The 21,462-nt window shown below is 72.5% G+C and carries 19 protein-coding genes; 8 read left to right on the top strand and 11 right to left on the bottom strand.

All coding sequences use genetic code 11. The features are described 5' to 3' along the window. Window positions 1-58: 58 nt before the first annotated feature. Entirely contained in the window at window positions 59-988 is a 930-nt protein-coding gene (locus tag AC3ERT_RS20355; protein WP_435175847.1) for a ricin-type beta-trefoil lectin domain protein, read from the top strand. 64 nt (window positions 989-1,052) lie between these two features. Here the strand turns inward: AC3ERT_RS20355 and AC3ERT_RS20350 are convergent, their stop codons facing one another. From AC3ERT_RS20350 to AC3ERT_RS20330, 5 genes are all read right to left on the bottom strand, one after another. Beyond that, window positions 1,053-4,190, bottom strand: coding sequence for a glycoside hydrolase family 38 N-terminal domain-containing protein (locus AC3ERT_RS20350; protein WP_435175825.1), 3,138 nt, complete (start codon window positions 4,188-4,190; stop codon window positions 1,053-1,055). A gap of 121 nt (window positions 4,191-4,311) precedes the next feature. Continuing rightward, window positions 4,312-5,535 carry a glycoside hydrolase family 76 protein gene (locus AC3ERT_RS20345; protein ID WP_435175823.1) on the bottom strand — a complete coding sequence of 408 codons (1,224 nt, stop codon included), beginning with the start codon at window positions 5,533-5,535 and terminating at the stop codon, window positions 4,312-4,314. Window positions 5,536-5,549: 14 nt separating this feature from the next. Next, a complete protein-coding gene (locus AC3ERT_RS20340) occupies window positions 5,550-6,359 on the bottom strand; it encodes a carbohydrate ABC transporter permease (RefSeq protein ID WP_335983733.1) in 810 nt (269 codons plus the stop codon). Between the two features lies 1 nt (window position 6,360). Continuing rightward, window positions 6,361-7,314 (bottom strand): carbohydrate ABC transporter permease, encoded by a 954-nt coding sequence (locus tag AC3ERT_RS20335; RefSeq protein ID WP_335983731.1) that lies wholly within the window; start codon window positions 7,312-7,314, stop codon window positions 6,361-6,363. Then, window positions 7,311-8,648, bottom strand: a complete 1,338-nt coding sequence (locus AC3ERT_RS20330) for an ABC transporter substrate-binding protein (RefSeq protein WP_435175820.1) — start codon at window positions 8,646-8,648, stop codon at window positions 7,311-7,313. The genes AC3ERT_RS20335 and AC3ERT_RS20330 overlap by 4 nt, the downstream gene beginning before the upstream one ends. A 247-nt stretch (window positions 8,649-8,895) precedes the next feature. On the opposite strand from AC3ERT_RS20330, the gene AC3ERT_RS20325 reads away from it, so the two are divergent. The 3 genes from AC3ERT_RS20325 (at window position 8,896) to AC3ERT_RS20315 (ending at window position 12,829) form a co-directional block, all read left to right on the top strand. Next, window positions 8,896-10,704 carry a class I mannose-6-phosphate isomerase gene (locus tag AC3ERT_RS20325; RefSeq protein WP_435175818.1) on the top strand — a complete coding sequence of 603 codons (1,809 nt, stop codon included), beginning with the start codon at window positions 8,896-8,898 and terminating at the stop codon, window positions 10,702-10,704. Next, window positions 10,701-11,753, top strand: coding sequence for an ROK family protein (locus AC3ERT_RS20320; RefSeq protein WP_435175816.1), 1,053 nt, complete (start codon window positions 10,701-10,703; stop codon window positions 11,751-11,753). The genes AC3ERT_RS20325 and AC3ERT_RS20320 overlap by 4 nt, the downstream gene beginning before the upstream one ends. 74 nt (window positions 11,754-11,827) lie before the next feature. Beyond that, on the top strand, window positions 11,828-12,829 hold the full coding sequence (locus AC3ERT_RS20315; protein ID WP_435131758.1) for a LacI family DNA-binding transcriptional regulator: 1,002 nt from the start codon (window positions 11,828-11,830) through the stop codon (window positions 12,827-12,829). 61 nt (window positions 12,830-12,890) lie between these two features. On the opposite strand, the gene AC3ERT_RS20310 is transcribed toward AC3ERT_RS20315, so the two are convergent. From AC3ERT_RS20310 to ligD, 3 genes are all read right to left on the bottom strand, one after another. Then, window positions 12,891-13,364 (bottom strand): DUF5709 domain-containing protein, encoded by a 474-nt coding sequence (locus AC3ERT_RS20310; RefSeq protein WP_435131677.1) that lies wholly within the window; start codon window positions 13,362-13,364, stop codon window positions 12,891-12,893. 31 nt (window positions 13,365-13,395) lie between these two features. Beyond that, window positions 13,396-14,388, bottom strand: a complete 993-nt coding sequence (locus AC3ERT_RS20305; RefSeq protein ID WP_335983722.1) for a TIGR03557 family F420-dependent LLM class oxidoreductase — start codon at window positions 14,386-14,388, stop codon at window positions 13,396-13,398. Window positions 14,389-14,451: 63 nt separating this feature from the next. After that, the gene (gene ligD / locus AC3ERT_RS20300) at window positions 14,452-15,366 is read right to left on the bottom strand and encodes a non-homologous end-joining DNA ligase (protein WP_435175814.1); all 915 of its coding nucleotides are present in this window, start codon (window positions 15,364-15,366) and stop codon (window positions 14,452-14,454) included. A gap of 270 nt (window positions 15,367-15,636) precedes the next feature. On the opposite strand from ligD, the gene AC3ERT_RS20295 reads away from it, so the two are divergent. Together AC3ERT_RS20295 and AC3ERT_RS20290 are read left to right on the top strand one after the other, a co-directional pair. Further along, window positions 15,637-16,074: a VOC family protein gene (locus AC3ERT_RS20295; RefSeq protein WP_435175812.1), complete on the top strand. Its 438-nt coding sequence runs from the start codon at window positions 15,637-15,639 to the stop codon at window positions 16,072-16,074. Beyond that, on the top strand, window positions 16,071-17,174 hold the full coding sequence (locus AC3ERT_RS20290; RefSeq protein ID WP_435131672.1) for a hypothetical protein: 1,104 nt from the start codon (window positions 16,071-16,073) through the stop codon (window positions 17,172-17,174). The genes AC3ERT_RS20295 and AC3ERT_RS20290 overlap by 4 nt, the downstream gene beginning before the upstream one ends. A 75-nt stretch (window positions 17,175-17,249) precedes the next feature. On the opposite strand, the gene AC3ERT_RS20285 is transcribed toward AC3ERT_RS20290, so the two are convergent. Further along, window positions 17,250-17,846: a TetR/AcrR family transcriptional regulator gene (locus AC3ERT_RS20285; protein WP_435131671.1), complete on the bottom strand. Its 597-nt coding sequence runs from the start codon at window positions 17,844-17,846 to the stop codon at window positions 17,250-17,252. 148 nt (window positions 17,847-17,994) lie between these two features. On the opposite strand from AC3ERT_RS20285, the gene AC3ERT_RS20280 reads away from it, so the two are divergent. Continuing rightward, entirely contained in the window at window positions 17,995-18,780 is a 786-nt protein-coding gene (locus AC3ERT_RS20280; RefSeq protein ID WP_435131669.1) for an SDR family NAD(P)-dependent oxidoreductase, read from the top strand. 235 nt (window positions 18,781-19,015) lie between these two features. Next, window positions 19,016-19,543: a GNAT family N-acetyltransferase gene (locus tag AC3ERT_RS20275; protein ID WP_435131667.1), complete on the top strand. Its 528-nt coding sequence runs from the start codon at window positions 19,016-19,018 to the stop codon at window positions 19,541-19,543. A gap of 254 nt (window positions 19,544-19,797) precedes the next feature. Here AC3ERT_RS20275 and AC3ERT_RS20270 read toward each other — a convergent pair whose 3' ends face one another. After that, a complete protein-coding gene (locus tag AC3ERT_RS20270) occupies window positions 19,798-20,688 on the bottom strand; it encodes a phosphotransferase (protein WP_435175810.1) in 891 nt (296 codons plus the stop codon). 167 nt (window positions 20,689-20,855) lie between these two features. Then, on the bottom strand, window positions 20,856-21,461 hold the full coding sequence (locus AC3ERT_RS20265; protein WP_435175845.1) for a YdcF family protein: 606 nt from the start codon (window positions 21,459-21,461) through the stop codon (window positions 20,856-20,858). Between the last annotated feature and the right edge of the window lies 1 nt (window position 21,462).

Raw genomic sequence — 21,462 nt, 5'->3', positions numbered from 1 at the left:
CCGACCGTGGTAGGAATCCCCGGGCTCTAGCCCGGGGAACGGAAGTCAATGCAGCACCCTGACCAACTGGAACAACGTCTCCCAGCGCTTCAACGACCTGCCCGCCTGGGTCGCCTACGACAGCCCCGGCGGCTGGGGCGACCCGGACTCCGTGGACATCGGCAACGGCTCCAGCGACGGCCTGACCGTCGACGAACGCCGCACCGAGATGACCTTGTGGTCCATCTCCGCGGCCCCCCTGGTCCTGGGCACCGACCTGACCCACATGGACTCCACCGACCTGTCCCTGCTCACCAACGACGAGGTCCTCGCCGTCGACCGCGCCGGCCGCCCCGCCCACCCCGTCGTCCAAGGCGCGCAGCAGCAGACCTGGTGGGCCTACAACGGCGACGGCACCTACACCGTCGGCCTGTTCAACCTGTCCGGCGCCACCGCCGACGTCACGGCCAACTGGTCCGACCTCGGCTTCACCGGCAGCGCCACCGTCCACGACGACTGGAGCCACACCGACCTCGGCTCCTCCACCAACTCCTTCACCGCCTCCCTGCCCAGCCACGGCTCCCGCCTGCTGAAGGTCACCCCGGCCGCCGGCCACGGCACCATCGGCGCGAAGATGGTCAGCAAGCTCTCCGGCCGCTGCGTCGACACCCCCCAGGGCACCACCTACAACACCACCCAGCTCGCGGTCTGGGACTGCAACGGCGCCCCCAACCAGAACGTCGTCTACACCACGTCGTCCAGGACGCTGGTCCTGGAAGGCAAGTGCTTCGACGCCTACGACAACCAGACCGCCGCCGGCACCCCGGTGGAGTTGTACGACTGCAACGGGCAGACCAACCAGCAGTGGAACAAGAACAGCGACGGCACCTTCACCGGCGTCCAGTCCGGCCTGTGCCTCGACGTCACCGGCGCCAGCAACCCCAACGGCTCCGGCCTCGAACTGTGGACCTGCAACGGCGGCGACAACCAGCAGTGGACCCTCGGCTGACCTGGGCGCCGCACGGAACCCCGCGGCGCCGGGCCGCAGTGCCCGGCGCCTGCGGAGGGCGGGGTCAGCGGGCGGTACGGATCAGCAGGGCCGCCGTTCCGCGGGCCGGGATCGTGACGCGCAGGCTTCCGGCCGGCCCGGAGGACAGCGGAGTCGGGTCCGCCCCGAGGTAGGAGCAGGCGAACGCCTCGGTGAACGGCACATGGAGACGGATCTCCGCCGCGACCTCCTCGTCGGCGAACGACTGCAAGCGGACCGTGAAGGCCCCCTCCTCCTGGGGCAGGAGGCCGACGACACGCACCTCGGGCTGCTCCACCGTGAGGACGGAGCTTCGCGGTCCGCCGCCGGACCCGGCGCCCTGCGCCCTGATCGCGTGCAGGGGGTGGCCGGGGTCGGCGGCGCGCGTGCCGAGCGCCGCCGGCGGTTCCTCGGGGGCACCGCCGCGTACGGAGACGCTGTAGCGGAAGGTCTGCTCGAACGCTTGGCTGCTGGGGAAGTTGGTGTCCCAGATGTTGTTGTGCACCCAGGAGTACAGGGTGCCGGGCTCCTGGCCGGGCACCGACGGCGGATAGGGCACGTAGGGGATGGCGATGTTGCCGTGCTGCACCAGGGGCGCGTCATGGGTGGCCCAGCCGACGGCGGTCCCGCCCTGGGCCAGGGACACCCAGCGGCGGATCGCCCGCATGTGCCGCGCCGACCCGGGGACCAGCGGCAGGTCCGTTCCCACGGTGCCGCCGCTGCTCTCCATCCGGACCACCGGGTCGGTCAGGGCGAAGGGAAAGGCGAAGAAGGCGCTCTCCTTGGTCATGGTGGCCGGCTTGGCCAGGTGGTTGGCGATGTCGAGCCGGGGCACGCCGTGGGCCAGGGTCAGCGTCGTGCGGAGTTTCGCCCCGCCCGGCGGGACGCACTCGTAGACCAGGGTCTCGGCCACCGCTGAGGAAGTCCGTTCCACCAGCACCGCGGGCGGGGCTACGTCGCGTCCGGCCAGGAGGTGCATGGAGTCGTCGGCGACCGTCTTGCTCGACTGGTGGTTGAAGCCCCCGGCCGTCGCGTACCGGTCGTAGACGTACCCGTTGAAGCCGAAGGCCGCGTCGGGGTCGACGAGTTCGGCGCCCGTGGACTTGTCCGTGATCGACGCGATGCGGTTGCCGCGCAGGTCGACGCGGACGGTCAGGAACTCGTTCTCGAGCACGGTGTCCGGCTCCGGCACAGCGGCCCGCGCCCCGTCCGCCGACTCCGCCGGTTCCCCTACGGCGCCCGCGGCGTGGACGTCGAGCCGCACCGTCCCCAGCGACGGCACGTCCGTGACGGTCACATGGAGGAAGCGGCCGGCCGACCGGTGCAGCGGGTTGGTCTGCGCCTCCTCGGCGACCGGCAGTGCCGAGCCGGTCCGGCCGTCGGTCACTTCGGCGGGCACGTCCAGCGGCAGCACGCTCTCGGGGAGGAAGAAGCGCACGACGTCGGTGCGTATCCGGCTGCGGGTGTTGACGACATGGAAGCTCGCCCGCGCGCCCGGCTGCTGGGGCAGCGTGTCCGCCAGCCGGTGCGCGGCCCGCTCCAGCAGCGCCAGCGCGCCGTCGTGGGCCCGTACCGCCTGGCCGTACTTCCAGTGCCACTGCTGCTCACCGGAGCCGTGGCCCTGACAGCCGTACGTCCACGGGTCGCCGGCTCCCCAGGTGTGCTCGTTGAAGAGGGACACGGCGCGGTAGACCGTGCCGGTGTCCCGGGTCCCGGCCGCGGTGCCCGCCGCCCCGCGCAGGTCGGCGAGGGCGTCCAGGGTCCGGGCGTCGGCGAGCGCGGACTGGGCGGCGCGGTTCATCGCCAGCGGTGCGGCGCCCGCGCCGACTCCGTCCACCCACCAGTCCGACCAGTCGCCCTCGAAGGTCTCCAGCCGGTCGCCGAGGCGCTGTTCGGCGTCGTCGAAGAAGTCCTCGTGCCGGGAGATCCGCAAGATCGGGTAGGCCCAGTCCTCGTTCCAGCGGCGCACGGTCTCGGCGGCCACCAGGCGCGGCGGGCCGTTGTCGGCGAAGGTGCCCAGCACCCGCAGGTGCAGGATGTCCCACGGGTAGGGGTCGGCCTCGTAGGCGGCGTCGAGGATCGGGTAGCCGGGGATGCCCTTGCCCTGGTGCGGCACCGCGTGGCCGGCCAGCGCGGTCAGATAGGCCGGGAGCAGGTCGTCGACGGCGGCGTGCGACTCGTCGAAGCCGATGATCGACCCCTCCATGTACGCCAGGCCGTGCGGGGTGTCGGTCCGCCACACCAGGACCGATTCCCCGTCCGCGGTGCGCCAGCGGAACAGCCGCGGCAGCCGGGCCCCGCCCACCAGGTGCGGCGCGGCCCGGCCCGCCCAGTTGTGCGCGACGGACAGCCGCCGCACGCCGTGCGCGGCCAGCGCGTCCTGGAGCCCGACCACCTGGCCGGGCACATCGGTCTGCATGGCGGTGGTCAGCGGCACGCCGTAGGTGTCGCGGACCTCGACGGCGTCGCGGAGGAGCTCGTGCAGTTCGTCCACCGAGCAGGTCTCGCTGTGCAGGTTGAACGGCAGGGCGGTCAGCTCGATCCGGCCCTCGCGGACCCGGCGGACGAACTCCTCGACGCGCGCGGCCGGCCGGTGCGCCACCCAGTCGGTGAAGGTGCTGAGCCCCTCCACCGACCAGCGGTAGCGCGCCTCCGGCGGCCAGTCGTCGGTGGCCCGGATCAGCTCCAGGCAGGTGTCCAGGGCCGCGCGGCCCTCCGCCAGCACCGTGCCCTGCGGATCGGTGTAGCCGATGTCCAGGTGGGCGTGCTGCACCAGGTGGACGGTCCAGTGCCGCTGCGGCCTCAGCCGGAGGGCGAGCGGGCCGGGCAGGCCGAGTTCCGGCAGGTCGAGTGCGACGTCGGTTTCCTGTGCGACCTCGGGCACGAGCACCCGCACCGAGCCGGCCGGACCCGCGATCACCTCGCAGTCGGTCGCGGCGCCCCCGGCGGTCCGGACGGACGCGGAGCTGATCGGCCGCGGCAGGGCCGGCTCGACGTCGACACGCACCGACTGCCTCAGCCCCTCCCCGGGGCCGCGGCGCAGCAGGGGCTCCGGGGAGAGCCGGACGGTCATGGCGCCGTGCTGGTGCTCCTGCCGGTGTTCGTGGGCGACGGCACGCTCCCGCAGCAGGTCGCGGGCGATCGTGGAGTCCCACCAGGAGGGGCGGGTGTGGCGGTCGGTCATCGGTGAGTGCTTTCTGCGGCGGCGGGGCGTGATCGGGGGGCGGGGCGGTGGAGCGGTGCGGCGGGTCCGACGGGGGCCCGGCCGGCAACGGGTCAGCGACGGGCCGGCCGGGCGCGGTCGTTCAGCTGGTGCGGTCGTAGTCCTTCGGGCTCCACGCCAGCAGGGAGAAGAGCTGCACCGCCGCGGCCTGGTTGAGCGTGCCGACCGGCTGGGCCGGGTCGGGAGCCCCGCCGTTGCTCGCCTGGAAGTGGAACAGGCCGGTGGCCGGGTCGCGGTTGTCGGCCCACAGCCGGTCGGCGTACGCGCTCAGGACCGCCCGGTAGCGCGGGTCGTGGTGCTGGGAGTCCAGCAGCAGCAGGTCCTGGAAGAGGAAGGAGTTGAAGACGGCCGGCTGCTGGTAGAGGCGGTCGTCCGCGGTCCAGTAGGCCAGCGCGCCGTCGGCGTCCTGGACCGCCTGGTCGAGGTAGGCGCGCTCGCCGGTGGCCCGGTACAGCTCGGTGGCGGTGCCGATCATCGCGCCGGAGTTGTAGCTCCACAGCGTGGTGTCGACGCTGCCGTCGTCGGCCCGGTCGTTCTGGTAGAGGCCGGCGGACTGCCGCAGGCACTCGCGGTTCCAGTCGTACGCGCGCCGCGCCCAGTCGAGATAGGACGGCTGGTGGGTGATCTGGTAGAGCCCGGCGGCGAGTTGGGCGGCCAGGCCCGTGACGTTGGCGGCGCGGATGGTGTTGGCGTCGGTCTCCACCCAGTGCATGCCGCCGGGGCACGCCTTGGTGGTGTCCTCGTCCCAGGCCCGGGTGTCGGTGGCGAAGGCGGCGCGGGCCCCGGCCAGCATGGCGGGGTCGCCCTTCGCGCGGTACTGCGTGAGGAACGACAGGCCGACGACAGCGTTGTCGTCGAAGAAGAGGTCGCCGCCGGTGCCGAGGGGGGCGGGCAGGTAGGAGTCGTAGCCGGGGTGGGCGGGGTCGGTGGAGGCGTACTGGGCGAGCGCGGCGAACCGGTCGGCCACGTCGGCTTCGGAGGCGCCGGACGGGTGCGGGATGTTCGCCACGTAAAGGGTCGCCTGCGTGGCCTCGCGGAACTCCCAGAGGTAGGAGTACGGGTTGGCGCCCGCCGCCGCGGGGGTGGACTCGCGGTAGAGGCCGTGGCCCGCGGGGCCGAGGTACAGGTCGCGTTGGAGGGCGGTGTAGCTCGCCTGCGCGCGGGCGGCCCAGTCGGTCTGCGGCCGGCCGGTGCCGTGGTCGGCGGCGGTGGCTGCGGTGGCGGGGGCGGCGAGGAACCCGGTCGCGGTGGTGGCCAGCACCGTCAGCAGCAGGCCGGTACGGCGGATGGCACGTGGACTTCCCATGGGAGTACCCCTTGTCAGACGTTCAGCTTGAGGCTGGAGACGAAGAACCGCTGGGAGGCGAAGAAGAGGACCACCGTCGGCAGCGACACCACCAGGGCGCCGGCCAGTACCACCGGCGGGCCCACGTTGGAGTAGTTGCCCTGGAGGTCGGCGAGAGCGGCCATCACCGGCCGGATGTTGCGGCTGGTGGCCAGGGTGATGCCGAAGAGCAGGTCGTTCCAGACGGCGACGAACTGGAAGACGAACGCGGCGACCATCGCGGACCTCGACAGCGGCAGGTAGATGCTCCGGAACAGCCGCCACCACGAGGCGCCGTCCAGGCGGGCCGCCTCGATCACCTCGGGCGGCAGGCCGGCGGCGAAGTTGCGCAGCACGAAGAAGGCGAACGGGATCGCGATGGCGACGTAGATGACGACCATGCCGATCTGGGTGTCGTACAGGCCGGTGTTCGCGTAGGCGAGGAACAGGGGCCGCAGGAAGACCTGGAGGGGCAGCAGGGTGCCGGTGTAGATGAGCCAGAACCACAGCGTGCGCCGCCGTACCGGCATGACGGCCGCCGCGAACGCGGCGAGTGAGGCCAGCAGGACCGCGGCGGCCGAGCTGACCGCCGCGTAGTACAGGCTGTTGGCCATCGCGGGGCCGAGGTCGGCGAGTTTCCAGGCGGAGCGGACGTTGGCGAACAGGCCGAAGCTGTTGGGGAACCAGCGCGGGCTGCCGGTGTAGTGCGACACGGACGTCAGGCCGTTGACCAGGAGCAGGTAGGTGGGCACGAACCACAACAGGGCCACCAGCACGACGACACAGTTACGGACGATTCTGCTCATGTCACACCTTGCTCGAAGAGGGCAGCTGGCGACGCAGGTAGGTCCACGACGCGATCAGCACGACGACGGTCAGCAGCACCGCGATGGCCGCACCGGCGCCGGGCCGCAGGAACAGGAAGGTCTCCTGGTACATGGACACCGCGAGCGTCTCGGTGGCCCGGCCGGGGCCGCCCTGGGTGAGGACGAAGATCAGGTCGAATGCCTTCAGGCCGTTGACCAGGCTCATGCCGATCACGATGATCGTGACCGGCCGCAACTGCGGCAGGACGACATGGCGGAACCGCGCCCAGGGACCCGCGCCGTCCAGCGCCGCGGCCTCCACGGTCTCCGGCGGGATGCCCTGGAGGCCGACCATGAAGAGGATCACCGCGACCCCGGTGGCCTGCCAGGAACTGGCGATGATCATCACCACGGTGTTGCCGGGCCATTCGAGCAGCCAGTTGCCCGCGAGACCACCGAGGTGCAGCCCGCGAAGCGCGCTGTTCACCGCTCCGTCGCTGGTGAGCATGAAGTTCCACACCACGGCCACGGCCGAGCCGGAGATCGCGTACGGGATGGTCACGGCCAGCCGCGCGGCGCGGCTCCACCGGGTGGCGTCGGTGAGCAGCGCGATCACCAGGCCCATGCCGGTGGGCAGCACGATCGCGCCGCCCACCCACATCAGCGTGTTCTCCAGCGACCGCAGCAGGTTGGGGTCGGAGAGGAAGTCGCCGTAGTTGGCGAACCCGATGAAGGTGGAGTGGGTGTAGTCGCTGAAGAAGCTCCGGTAGAGCGTGTAGCAGAAGGGCGCCAGCAGCACCACCACGACCAGCAGGGCGGCCGGCAGCAGGAACGCTCCTGCCGTGAGCCGCTCGCCCCATGGCGCGCCGGCCCGCTTCCCGCGGCCGGGCGGCGCGTCCGGGGCGCCGGACCGCGGGCCGGGCCCGGTCCGGATCGAATCGGTCGTCACACTCATGAGCCGCCCTTCCGCCAGATGTCCCACTCGGAGTCCGCGCGCTTGCGCATCGAGGCGAGCGTGGAGCGGACCGCGGTGGGATGGATCATGAAATTGCCCAGGTCGAGGATGTTCCCCTGGATGAGGTTGGGCGGGCTGGCCTCGTTGTAACGGGTCAGCAGCGTCCGCCGGTTGCGCGCGATGTCCTGCTGCACCTTCTCGATCACGGGGTTGGCCGCGCGCACCGTCGGGTTCGCCGAACTGTCCTGGAGGAAGTCCGACCACACCCGCTGCACCCGCGGATCGAGCCAGTGGGAGACCGCGGCGACGGCGCCCGCGTGGTCCGCGGCCCGCTTGGGCACCGCGAACACACCCGACTCGGCGATGACCGACGGCCGGGTCCCGGCGTGCACCGTGGGCATGATGAAGGCGCCGTAGTCGACGCCCGGTTTCAGGCCGGCCGCCGCGATCGCGGCCGACTCCCAGCTGCCGTGCAGGAACATCCCCAGCTTGCCGGCCTTCATCTGCGCGGGGCCGTTGGCGCCGTCGAAGTCCGGGGCGGTCATCCACCCCTTCGCGTAGAAGTCCCGCCAGATCGTCATCGCCTCCACGGCGACGTCGTCGGTGTACGCGGCCCGGCCGTTGATCAGCCGGGTGTAGAAGTCCGGGTCCAGCTTGCTGACGAGTTCCTCGAACCACTCGAAGGCCGGCCAGACCCCGTTCTGCGTGGCGAGGAAGGGCGTCACGCCGTTCTTCTTCAGCACCTCGGCGTTGTGCGTGAACTCCGCCCAGGTGGACGGCTCGTCCAGGCCGTACCGGGTGAACACCTTCTTGGCGTAGAAGAAGACGTAGGAGGACTGGTACAGCGGGATGCCGTACACCTTGCCCTCGTAGCTGACCGCCTGCTCCAGCTCGGACGAGACCCAGCCGCGGCGCACGGTGTCCCGCCACAGACCGCTGAGATCGCTGAGGCCGCCGGAGCGGGCCAGGGAGTACAGCGGGTAGCCGGAGGCCCACTTGACCACGTCCGCGGCCCGGTTGGTCTGCACCGAGGTCTGGACCACCTCCTGGTAGGAGGTGGTGGAGGCGTTCGAGAGCGGACGCAGGTCGAAGCCGCACAGCCGCTTGAGCACCGCCCCGGCCTTCTCGTACCCGCCGGACCAGGTGGCGTTGTCGTTGTAGAGGTTCACCGCCCCGGGCACGCTCGTGGTGGAGCTCCCCCGGGCGCACGCGGTGAGCGTCGCGGCGAGGGTGAGTCCGCCGAGCCCGGCGAGCAGCCGGCGGCGCGTAGGACCGTCTGAGGGGTGCGGCGAGCCGACGGGCGGCGTCCGGTGATCAGCGCGGCCAGGTTGCATCGACCTGTCCTTCCGTCGTGTGCGCCCTGGCCGGAGGCCGGCTGCCGGGTGCACGGTGCTCCGAAGGTAACGGTAACAAAATGGTGAGGCAAGGGTTCATCGGCGAGAAATCAAACTGTGCCTGATGAGAGGCGGTTCACCTTGCGCCCCCTGTCGGGGCATCATGGGGAAGCGCTATGGTACCGATACCGAAGCGGTGGCCCGCGGCGGCGAGCCGCCGCCGAACAGCCACCCGTCATGAGGAAAGGTGTCCTTCGTGCATCAGGACGGCAGTGCTCTGCCCTACCAGCCGAACCCCCGCTATGGCGCCGTGGGCGCGCCGGTCCGGCGCGGCTGGGCGGCGGCCCTGGCCGCGGTGCCGGCGGCGGCCGGAGTGCTCGCCGTGGACGGACCCTGGGCCGTGGACTGGGACGCGGTGCGCCGCGCGCTCGCGGCAGCCCGCCCCGGCCTGGCCTTCGTGGACATCCGCGACCACCTGGCCCCCTGGGAGGAGATCCGGGCGGACACGGAGGCCGGTGTCCTCGCGGACGACCCGCACTTCGCCGCCCTGTCGCAGGCGTCGCTCGCCGACTTCTTCGCCGAACTGCCCACCGTCGGCGGCGGCTCGGGCCTCACGGTCGTCTACGGCACGGGCGCCGCGCTGGTCGCGCACGACGCCCTCTGGTACGCGGATCTGCCCAAGCGCTACACCGAGGCGGCCGTCGCGGCCGGTACCGTTACCAACCTCGGGCAGCGGTCGGCCGGCAGCCCGGCGGAAACCCGCCGCCTGTTCTACGTCGACTGGCCGGTCCTGGACCGGCACCGCGACGGGCTGGCCGACCGGATCGACCGCTGGCTCGACCTCCAGGACCTGGACGCGCCCGCCTCCCTCGACGGCGAGACGCTGCGGGCGACGGCCGCGCACCTGGTCCGCCGCCCGTTCCGGACCCGGCCGACCTTCAACACCACGCCGTGGGGCGGCCAGTGGGCCCGCCGCGGACTCGGGTTCAACCCCGAGGGGCCGAACACCGCGCTGGGCTACGAGCTGATCGCGCCCGAGTCCGGCATCCTCATCGGTGACGCGGACGGTGCGGGGGGCAGCACGGTGGCGGACGGTGCGGGGGGCGGCGCGGACGCCGGCACGGAGCTCGGCACGGATGCCGGCACAGCAGCGGGCACCCCCGCCGCCGAAGTCGAGCTGCCCTTCCAGCTCCTGGTGGCACTCCACCCCGAACTCCTCCTGGGGCAGCGGGTGCACGACATGTTCGGCACGTCCTTCCCGATCCGCTTCGACTACCTCGACACGGTCGACGGCGGGAACCTCTCGGTCCACTGCCACCCGCAACCGCAGTACATGAAGGACGTGTTCGGCTGGCCCTACACCCAGCACGAGACGTACTACCTCATGGTGGGCAGCGAGCAGAACACCGTCTTCCTCGGCCTGCGCGGCGACGCGGACGTGGCCGAGTTCCACCGCCGGGCGCACGACGCCGACGCCCACGGCACCGCGTTCCCGATCGAGCAGTTCGTCCAGACCTTCCCGGCCACCCCGCACCAGCTCTTCCTCATCCCGGGCGGCACCCCGCACGGCAGCGGCGCGGGCAACGTCGTCCTGGAGGTCAGCGCCACGCCCTACCTGTACTCCCTGCGGTTCTACGACTGGCTGCGCCGGGACGCACGGGACCGGCAGCGGGCCGTGCACGTGGAACACGCCTTCCGCAACCTCGACACCGACCGCACCGGCGAGGCCGTCGCCCGCGACCTCGTCCAGTCGCCGCGGGCGCTGCGCAAGGGCGAAGGCTGGACCGAGGAGGTCCTGGGGGAGCTTCCGGAGATGTTCTTCGTGGTGCACCGCCTCGCCGTGCGGGCCGGAGCCACCGCCCCCGACACCACCGACGGGCGCTTCCACGTGGTCAACGTGGTCGAGGGGGACGGCGTGCTGGTGCGGACCGGGACAGGCGACGAGCACCGCGTCGGCTACGCCGAGACGCTGGTCATACCGGCAGCGGTCGGGGACTACACCGTGACCGGTCTCGGGTCGGCGGACAGCCGCGTCGTGAAGGCGTTCGTCAAGTGAGCGCGGAGCCGGGGGCAGCCTGCGGCGGGCCGCCGAGCGGGCAGGCGCAGCCGGGGGCGTGCCTGACCGTACCGCTGCTGGAGATCGGCGGCACCCATGTGACGGCGGCGCTGGTGCGCGTGGGCGGCGCCGGTCCCGCGCAGGTGGTCGCGACCCGGCGGGCGCCGCTGGACGCGCACGGCACCGCCGAGGCCGTCGTCGCGGCCCTGCTGCGGGCCGGTCGCGAGCTGGGGCCGGTGGACCCAGCGCGCTGGGCGGTCGCGCTCCCGGGGCCCTTCGACTACGCCCGGGGGATCGCCCGCTACCACGGCGTCGGAAAGTTCGAAGCGCTCGACGGGCTGGACCTCGGCGCCGCGCTGCGGGCGGGCCTGCCGTCCTGCACGGACGTGGCCTTCCTCAACGACGCCTGGGCCTTCGCCTACGGGGAGCGGGCCGAGGGCGCCGCGCGCGGCCATGACCGGGTCGTCGGCATCACCCTCGGCACCGGGGTCGGCTCCGCCTTCCTCGCGGACGGCGCCGCCGTCACCGAAGGGCCCGGGGTGCCGCCGCAGGGGCGGGTCGACCTGCTGGTGCACGACGGCCGCCCGCTGGAGGACACCGTCTCCCGCCGTGCTCTGACCGCCGCCTACGCCGGCGCGACGGGGCGCCGGTCGGACGTCCGGGAGATCGCCGCGGCGGCGAGGGGCGGCGAGGTCGCCGCCCTGCGGGTGCTCACGGACGCCTTCGGCGCGCTCGGGCGGGTGCTGGCGGTCTGGGTGCGCCGCTTCGAGGCGGGCGCGCTCGTCGTCGGCGGTTCGATGACCGGTTCGTGGGACCTGATCGGACCGGCGCTGACGGCGGGCCTGCTCGCCGGGGGCGCGGAATCGCCGCGGCCGGTGCGGGCGGAGCACGTGCAGGAGGCGGCTTTGGTGGGTGCGGCCTGGTACGTCGCCGGGCCGCGCGCGGACGCCGACCGCGGTGCCGGGCCGCGCGCGGACGCCGACCGCGGTGCCGGGCCGCGCGCGGACACATGCAGGTCCGTGCGCGGATCGGAAGACCACGAGCGTTGACACTATTCTCAGTTGAACGATCAGGGAGGGAGACAGACGTGCCACGCGCGCCGCTCACCGCCGCACAGCCCACCATGAAGCAGGTCGCCACACTGGCCGACGTCAGCGCGATGACCGTGTCACGGGTGCTGCGCGGCGACACCGGGGTGTCGGAGGACAAACGGGCCCGGGTCGAGGCCGCGGTCCGCGAACTCGGCTACCGTCCCAACGCGCTGGCCCGCAACTTCCGCCACGGCCGGCGCACCGGCACCATCGGGCTGATCGTCACCAACCTGGCGAACCCGTTCTACGCCCACCTCGCCCTCGGCATCGAGGCGGCCGTCGCCGGCGACGGCCTGCGGGTGATGATCACCAACACCGACGGCGACGCGGCGCGCGAACGCGAGGCCGTCCGCGACCTGTCCGCACGCAGGGTCGACGGCATCATCCTCGTGCCGGCCGGCGTGGACCAGTCCTACCTGGCCGAGGAACTCCCATCGGGCCTGCCCGTGGTGACGGTCGCCCGGCCGCCCACCGGCTTCGAGGCCGACTGCGTCCTGGTCGACGACTTCGGCGGCGCCTACGCGGCGACCAGCCGGCTGCTGGCCGCCGGCCACCGCAGGATCGGGTTCCTCGGCAACCCGCCCTCGGTGTACACCGGCTCCGAGCGCTACCGGGGCTATTGCGCCGCGCTGCTGGAGGCCGGTGTGGACCCGGACACCGCGCTGGCCAAGCGCGACCAGGACGACCTGGCCTCCGCGGAACAGGCCGCGACCGAACTGCTCGCGCTGCCGGCACCGCCCACCGCGATGTTCTGCACGAACAACCGCAACACCATCGGCGCGTACCGGGCGCTGCGCGTCCACGGGATGCGCGCGACGCTGGCCGGCTTCGACAACTTCGACCTGGCCGACCTGCTCAGCGTGCCGGTCCTGGTGGTCGACTACGACCCGAACGAGATCGGCCGGCGCGCCGCCCATCTGCTCGCCGAACGCCTCGCGTCCGACGCGTCCGCGACCCTGCCGCCCCGCCGCGTCGTCATCCCCACCACGGTCACGGCCCACGACGCCGAACAGGCCCCGGCACCGGGCCGCTGACCACTCGGCGCCGCGCCGACTCGGCTGCCGACCGGGACACCGCGCCCCGGCTGGCCCCCGGTCACATCCGGTCGGTGCCGGGGTCGTCCACCCGGTGCACGGCGGCCTCCTCCGCGCTGGCGGCGCCGCCGTCGATACCGACGTCCTCGGCGACGGTGTCGTCGTCGACGGGCCGCTCGGCGCCCTGACCCGGTGACCGCAGGCGTCCGGCGCGCTCCGCGCCCGCCTGCGGATCGACCGGTTCACCGGCGCCGTCCGGGCTGTCGCCCAAGCCGCCGCCGGGGTCCCCGGCCGTGTCGGGCACCTCCTCGGCGAGCCGCTCGTCGAGGCTCTCCCCCTCGCGCTGCTCCCGGGCGGTCGTCCCGGCACCCTCCACCGCGAGCGGGCGTTCCGGCGGCGACCAGCCCTTGTCGAGCACCTCGTCGTAGTCGTCCTCGCCGACGGCGTCCTCCATGTCCAGCGGCGCCGCGTCCTGCTGCTCCTCGTTGTCGTCGGTGGGCTGGTAGACGTCGTCTCCGCGTGCTTCGTCGCTCATGTCCGTCCCTCCTGGTCGGTGGGCGATCGGGTCAGGCGGGGGTGCCCGCGGGGCCGCGGCCGGAGCCGCCCTCGCGCAGGCGGGGCAGCACCTCGGTGCGGTAGAAGTCGAAGAACTGCCGCTGGTCGGGGCCGATCTGGTTGACGTAGACCTCGTCGAACCCGGCGTCGGCGTAGGACCGGGCGGTGGCGGCGTGGGCGTCGGCATCGTCGCCGCAGGTCACCGCGTCGGCGATCATGTCCTCGGTGACCAGCGTGCTCGCCTGCCGGAAGTGCTCCGGGGTGGGCAGGATCTGCGGCAGCTCGCCGGGCAGCTGCTCGTTCGGCCACAGCCGGTGCACGGTGCGCACGGCGCGCTCGCGGTCGGTGTCCCAGCAGACCTTCACCCCTCCGACGACGGGCTTGGACCCGCCCCCGGCCCGGCGGAACTGCTCCACCAGGTCCGCGTCGGGCGCCATCGTGACGAAGCCGTCCCCGATCCGCCCGGCCAGCGCCGCGGCCTGCGGGCCGAACCCCGACACGTACAGCGGCGCGGGCTGCTCGGGCACCGTGTAGAGCCGTGCGTTCTGCACCGTGTAGTGGGTGCCGTGATGGGTGACCCGCTCCCCGGCCGACAGCTTCCTGATGACCTGTACGGCTTCCTCGAGCATCTCCAGCCGCTCGGCGGCCTCGGGCCAGGTGTCGCCGAGGATGTGCTCGTTGAGCGCCTCGCCGCTGCCGATCCCGAACCGGAAGCGCCCCCCGGTCAGGACGGCCGCCGTGGCCGCGGCCTGCGCGTTGATCGCGGGGTGCAGCCGGACGGTCGGGCAGGTCACGAGGGTGGTGATCGGCAGGGAGGTGACCTGGGACAGGGCGCCGATCACCGACCAGACGAAGGAGCCCTGGCCCTGCTCGTCGTTCCACGGGTGGAAGTGGTCGGAGATCGCCAGCGCCTCGAACCCGGCCTGCTCGGCCATCCGCGCCTGCTCCAGCAGGTCGTGGGGCGCGAACTCCTCCGAGGAGAGGAAGTATCCGTACGCGGTCATGACAGTCCTCTCTGTTGGTGTCCTTCCGCGCCGACTCGCCTGAACGGGAAGGGCGGGGGGCGCTCAGTCGCGCAGGCGGTCGAGTCTTCGCCGGGCGGCGGCGAGGGAGCGGCCGCGGGTCAGCGCCGGGTCCTTCCAGGGGTCGGGCTGCGCCAGGCGGTCGTCGATGCCGGCGAGGGTCCAGCGCCTCGCCGTGGTGGCCGGCTCGTCCACCTCGCTCCAGGTCAGCGGCATGGCGAGCGGGGCACCGGCAAGGGCGCGCACGGCGTACGGGGCCACGGCGGTCTGGGCGTAGCCGTTGCGCTGGACGTCGAGGTAGAGCCGGCCGCGCCGGGCCTGCTTCCTCGGCTGGGTGGTGAGTTCGCCGGGATGGCGGTCCGCGAGCACGTCGGCCGCGTCGCGGGCGAAGGCGAGCACGTCGTCGGCGTGGGCGCGGCGGTCCAGGGGCACCAGGACGTGCAGGCCCCGCGAGCCGGTGGTCATCACGGCGCACGGGAGCCGCAGCTCGTCCAGCAGGCCTCGCAGCAGGCGCGCGGCTTCCCGTACGGGGACGAAGTCGTCCCTGGGCGGATCAAGGTCGAAGACGAGGCGGTCGGGGCAGTACGGGCGGTCGGCCCGGCTCAGCCAGCGGTGCGGGGTGATGGTGGCCTGGCCGGCCAGGTACAGCAGGGTCGCGGTGTCGTCGCAGACCGCGTGGGTGACGGTGCCGCCCTCCTTGGGCACGGTCGTGCGGTGCACCCAGTCGGGGAAGTACTGCGGCACGTCCTTCTGCATGAAGGACCCGCTGCCGATGCCGTCGGGGTGCCGTTCGAGCATCAGCGGGCGGCCGCGGACGTGGGGCAGCAGCCGCGGGGCGACGGCGTGGTAGTAGCGGGCGAGGTCGGCCTTGGTCAGCCCGTCGTCGGGGAAGAGCGGTTTGTCGGCGCGGCCGATGCGCACGGTGCGCCCGCCGGCGCGCAGCACCGTCTCGGAACTCATCGCTCGTGCCACCTCCGTCGGCGCTTTCGGCGAAACCGGGCAACGTGCTGCGGCTACCCGCAGCACACCGGATGACACCCGAGGCTCCTGGGACGCAGGGGGCGCACGGGCCGCAGATCCGCGCCGGTGCGCTGTGACCAGCGGGTACGCCCGTCTCCGCACCCCGGCGCCGGGTTTTTCGCCCCCGGCAGGACCCTGAAGGTGGTAGCGGCTGTCCCACCGAACCGCTCTCCCTGGTTGGCGGACCTGCGACCGAGCACTCTTGCGGACATGACCTTCACGTTCGCCCACGACCACGTGGGCATCACCGTCACGCCCGAGGATCTCGACGCCACCATCGCGTGGTACTCGCGCACCCTCGGTTTCGCCGTCGAGCAGCGGTTCGAGGCACATGGCACGACGTTCGTCTTCCTCACCGCCGGTGACGTCAAGATCGAGCTTCTCGCGGGCGCGGCGGACCGGACCACGCCTCCGACCACCGTCCTCACGAGCATGCACACCTCGCGCCTGCACCACTTCTGCCTCGCTGTGGCGGATCTCGACGCGGCGGTCTCGCGGCTGCACGAACTCGATGTGCCGCTGATCGGCGGCCCGATGGAGATACCGGCGACCGGTCAGCGCATCGCCTTCGTGACCGACAACGTCGGCACCATCATCGAACTCAGCGACCCCGGCACCTGGATGTCCGGCCGGAAGGCACGGGCATGACGCCGGACCGCGTGGATGTCGCCGCCTCCCAGGACATCAGGCAGGCCCGCTGGCAGCCCGCCGAGGTGGCGAGCCCGCACCTCGACCGCCCTGTCCCGGTCGTCGCCGCCAAGGACGTCGCCTACCTCCCCCACGCCAACCGGCTCCAGAACCTCAGCATCTACCTGCCGCGGACCCCGCGAACCGCCGCGCTCATCGGCACCCCCGTCACGTCCCTGCCCGGCGCCGACGCCGCGGTGCGGCACCCGCGGTACCTCGTACACCTCCACGGCGGCGCCTGGCGCGACCCGCGGCTCACCTCCGCCTCGATCGAACCGGCCGTCGCCCACGCGTTCCGCGCCGACGCGCTCACCGGCGAGGCGGCGCCGCCGGTCACCGCCATCGCGTCCCTCAACTACACCGTCTCCCAGATCGACTACCCCGTTCCTCCCGTCATGAAGGACCCTCCCGTTCCTTACGACGCGATCAAGGACAACCACACCGACCCGGCGCGCGAGGCCGTCCATCCGCAGCACGTCAGCGACGTACTGCACGGCTTGGCCCTGCTCGGCTCCCTCGGCCTCGCCGACGGCTCCTACGTCCTGTCCGGCCACAGCTGCGGCGCCTGCCTGGCGTTGCAGTCCGTCCTCCAGCCGCCGCGGCACCACGGTCTCGGCCACCTGCCCGAGCCGCCCCGCCCTGCCGCGCTGCTCGGCCTCAACGGCCTGTACGACCTGCCCGCCCTCGCGACGGCCGAGGGCCTGGGCACCTCCCACGCCCACCTCCGCGACGACTACGAAGCGTTCCTGTCCAGGGCGTTCGGGGCGGACAAGGGCGCCTGGGCGGACGCCAGCCCGGCCGGCTTCGACCCGGTGTCCATCGCCGCACGGGTCCGCGAGGGCACCGCGCCGCCTCTGGTCGTCCTGGACCACAGCGCCGAGGACCAGCTCGTACCGGAGAACCAGCACAAGCGGATGACCGCCACCCTGGCCGAGGCCGTCGGGCTCCGCCTCGCCCGGGGGCACCGGCTCACCGGCCCCCATGCGGCGCCCTGGGAGGAAGGCGTCATGATCTACCAGAGCCTCCTCGACACCCTTCGGCTCCTGCGGGAGGCCCCATGACCGCGGGCCCGCATCCCGCACCGGGAAGCCGATCCCAGGAGGGCTCACCGGGGAGGACTCACCGGCGGCGAGGGCTCACCTTCCGTGCCGAAGTGCGAGCCGCTCGGCCGCGAGCACGACCGAGCTGCGCCGGCGGCTGATCTCGTCCTCGCTCTGCGCCGGCCGGCCGCTGAGGAAGGTCGCCAGTTGGGGAACGCTCGACCACCAGGCGGCCAGCCCGATGAGCATGAACAACAGGTGGTCGGCCGGGATGTCGTCGCTGATGTGGCCCTCGCGCTGAGCCGCCTCGATCACCTCGACCTTCGCGCGGTACTTGGCGCCGCGGACCGCGGCGTCACCGGCCCGGCCGGTGAATCCCTCCTGGAGGAGGAGCCGCACCAGATGCGGGTGCTCCGTATGGTAATCGAACAGACGTCCGGCGTATGCGCCGATGTGCTGGAACTCCTGGCCGCCCGGCCAGTCGACGGCGTCGGCCAGCCTGTTCATCTCGCCGGCCAGGACCGTGTCGAACAAGGAGTCCTTGTCGCCGAAGTACCGGTAGAGCCGCTCCTTGTTGATGCCCGCGCGCTCGGCGATGGCCGCCATGCTCGCCCCTTCGAGGCCCCGCTCCGCGAACTCAACGACGGCGGCTTCGAGCAGTAGCCGCTTGGTGCGCTCCGTGTCCCACGCCATGGGGACAGCGTAGCTCATTACAACCCCAACGTTGGAGTTTGTCCAACTCCAACGTTGGGGTTGGACATTTCCCCGAGCCGGGACTACGTTCGCTTCCGGCGCCGGCCGCTGGTCGGCGTACTGGGACAAAGAGAGCGCGGAGAGTGACATGAGTGCTGTTCTGAACGGAAAGATCGCTGTGGTGACCGGAGCGTCCCAGGGCATCGGGAAGTCGGTGGCCCGCCGCTTCGCGGAGGAAGGCGCCAAGCTGGTGATGTCGGAACTGCACGACGGCGTGCACGCTGCGGCCGACGAGATCGCCGCTGCGTTCCCCCAGTCGGACGTGATCGCCGTCGTCACGGACGTGACGGACCCGTCCGCCTGCGCCGAGCTGATGGCCACGGCCTCCGAGCGGCACGGCGGCCTCGACATCCTCGCCCACGCGACGGCGGTGATGCCGGCTCAGAGCCCGACGGCCGAGACGAGCGTGGCGGACTGGGACCGCACGCTGGCCGTGAACGCGAAGGGCGCCTTCCTGCTGGCGCGCAGCGCGATCCCGGTCCTGCGCAGGCCCGGCGGCACCATCGTGTTCACCGGTTCCTACGCGGGAGAGGTGGGCCTGGTCGGCCGTGCCATCTACTGCGCCTCCAAGGGCGCGCTCCGCACGTTCTCCCAGAGCCTGGCCCTTGAACTGGCAGGCGAGGGCATCCGTGTGAACGCGGTCGCGCCCGCCCACCTCCAGGCGGAACTCAACAGCCAGATGCTGGAGATCACGTCCGCGCAGGAAGGCATCTCCGTCGAGGAGGCGCAGGCCCGGCGGAACGCGAGCATCCCGATGGGACGCGAAGCGACCGCCGACGAAGTGGCCGAGGGCTTCGTCTACCTCGCGAGCGGTGCGGCCTCCTACGTCACGGGGGCATGGCTGGACGTGAACGGCGGAGCGGTCATGCGGTGAGAGGCGGACGGAGCGCCTGCTCCGGCCCGGGGCAGCATCGCGGAAGGCGTCTCCCTCGCCGCTCTGCCATGCATGCTATGGACCAGGCAGCCGCTCCCGGCTGGTCCCTCGGCCCCCGGAGACGGCGGCCGCCGGGCCGGCCACAGACCTGGGACGGCCGACTCGACATCCTCGTCTCTTGCGGCTGCTCTAGGCTGGCCGGTCTCATCCGACGCACCGCGACGAGGATCAGCTCATGTGCGCCAGCACCAGAATCCGCCTGATAGAGCCCGCCGATGCCGGCCCGATCGCGGCACACAGAGCGCGGGACATCGAGGCTTTCCAGCCGTGGGAGCCGGCCCAGCCGGCCGACTTCTTCACCCCGGAGGGCCAGGCCGAGCGGATCGACAGGCTACTGGCCGGACACCGGGCCGGCACGGTCTGGCCGGGCGTGGTGCTCGCCGACGACCGGGTGATCGGACAGGTCACCGTCGGAGGCATCCTGCGGCAGCCGCACCTGCGCCGCGGTTCCGTCGGTTACTGGATCGCCACGGTCGCCCAGAACCAAGGGCATGCCGGGCGTGCCGTCGGGCTCGCGCTCCAGGTGATGACGGATGAACTCGGGTTGCACCGGGCTGAGGCGTCCACCCGTCCGGAGAACCTGCCCTCGCAGCGGGTGCTGCGCCGCAACGGGTTCAGCACGTACGGCGTCGCGCACTCCTCGATCTTCCTCGACGGGAGCTGGCGGGACGGGCTGCTGTGGGAGCGGCTCCTGGGCGACTGACCGATCGCTTCACAACGAGGCCCACTCAGGCACGCGCGCGGCAAAGGCGGGCGCTGACCGGCTCACTACGAAGAACGGCAACGCGCGGGCCGGCTCCCGCTGTCGGGGCCGACCCGTTGCCGCGCGCGGTCAGGACGACGTCACAGGCTCCCGGTAGCGCCAGGCTCCGAGCACTCCGAGACACTGGCCCGGTAGACCCCGAGCAGCACCTCGATGACCGGGCTGACCGTCCACAGAGCCCCAAGGCGACCGGCTCACGCTGCGGCGGTCCAACGCCACGGGCGGGGGCCGTGCTCGCCGCGGACGCACGCGATGCGGTACCGCGCCTGCTCAAGAGCGCGCGGGTCGTGGTCCGCGGCCTGGACCGCGAAGGTGATCATGCGCAGTTCGCGGATGGACCGGAGGACCGGGTAGCCGGGCCACTGGCGGACGTCGTCACCGTAGGCGGTGCAGAAGGCGTCGTACGCCTCGGTGGTGAGAGTGCCGGTGGTGTCGAGGGCGATGGCGGTGGAGGTGAGGTCCCACTCCGGGCAGCCGAGGGAGGTGCGTTCGAAGTCCAGCAGGGTGACCTGCCCGTCGCGGGTGACGGCGCAGTTGCCGCCCCAGGCGTCACCGTGGATGACGGAGTCGGGCCGCCCTGGCGGCAGTTCCGCGTAGGCGCCGCGGAGGTCGTCGAGCCGGGCGAGGAGGAAGTCACGGTCGGCCGGGGCGAGGGTACGGGCAGCGGTGAGGCGCTGGTCGAGGCGTACGAACGGGTCGGCCCGGCCGAGGGGCAACTCCGAGGGCACGGGCAGGTGGTGGAGCCGGCGCAGCAGCGGGGCGAGGTCGGCCGCCGTACCGGGGCGGTGGGGCGGGAGTTCCTGCCAGTAGGTGGCCGGGCGGCCGTCGGCGAGGAGCGGTTGGGCGATCGGCAACGGGCGGACGGCCGGGAAGGCGTGGCGTGCGAGCCAGCGGGTGACCGCCACCTCGCGGGCGGCGGCCGTGTCCTGCCCGGCGCGGGAGATCCGTACGACGGTCCCACCGGGAAGGCGCCACAGGTCGTTCTCCGCGAGCCGGATGATCTCCGCGCCGACCGGTGACAGGCCGGCCGCGGCAGCAGCGGCATGCAGGTAACGCCGGGCCGATTCTGTGCGGTCGTCCGTCATACGTTCACTATCGCCGTGATACGTGTCCATGGGGGCTTTGACGACGGCACGAACTGGGCGTGGCCGGTGCCGTTGTGACGCACGTTCGTCGCTCAACCATTGGTGGACAGGTCGGCGAGACCGCGAACACGCGGTTCGTGCTGCCAAGCGGTCAACGCACGCCTCCCCTACGCTCTCTCATCCCGGGCCAGGCGTGCGGTGAAGCCGTGATCGCACAACCGGGCGTAGGCGAGGCGCACTTCGCTCGGCACGGGCTGCTCGACGGTGAGCCCTCGCTCCGGGTAGACCATGATCCGCTGCGTCGCGCCGACCATCATCGCAACGACCATGTCCTCGTCGCCGATGGCGGATACGTAGTCGTCGTACGGGACGCGCGCCGACGCGCAGACGGCGTCGACCGACGGCCACAGCTTGCGCAACGTCGCGTACGCGCGCCGCTCCTCGTAGGGCTTGCTGACCAGGAGGACCGACGTCACCTCGATGCCGTTCGCCGCAAGGAGTTCCCAGGACTTCGTGATGTTCTCGCCGGTGTTCCGCGCTTCCGGCTCCAGCAGGACCGTCGAGGCCGGTACGCCCAGTTCCAGGGCGCGTTCGCGGTAGTGCACGGCTTCGCCGCACGGCATGCGAGCAGCGGACGTCGGACTGGTGGCGCCGGTCATCACCACGAGCGGGGCCATACCGCGCGCAAGGAGACCCGCCGCGGTGTCGGCCACGGAGAGGTCATGACTGCCCAGGGCGATGGCGACCGAGCACGGGCGCGGCGCGTGGCCCATC

It is taken from the genome of Actinacidiphila sp. bgisy145 (genome assembly GCF_057708125.1).
The sequence above is the reverse complement of the archived record's forward strand: the minus strand, read 5'-3'. Positions and strand labels throughout refer to the sequence as shown.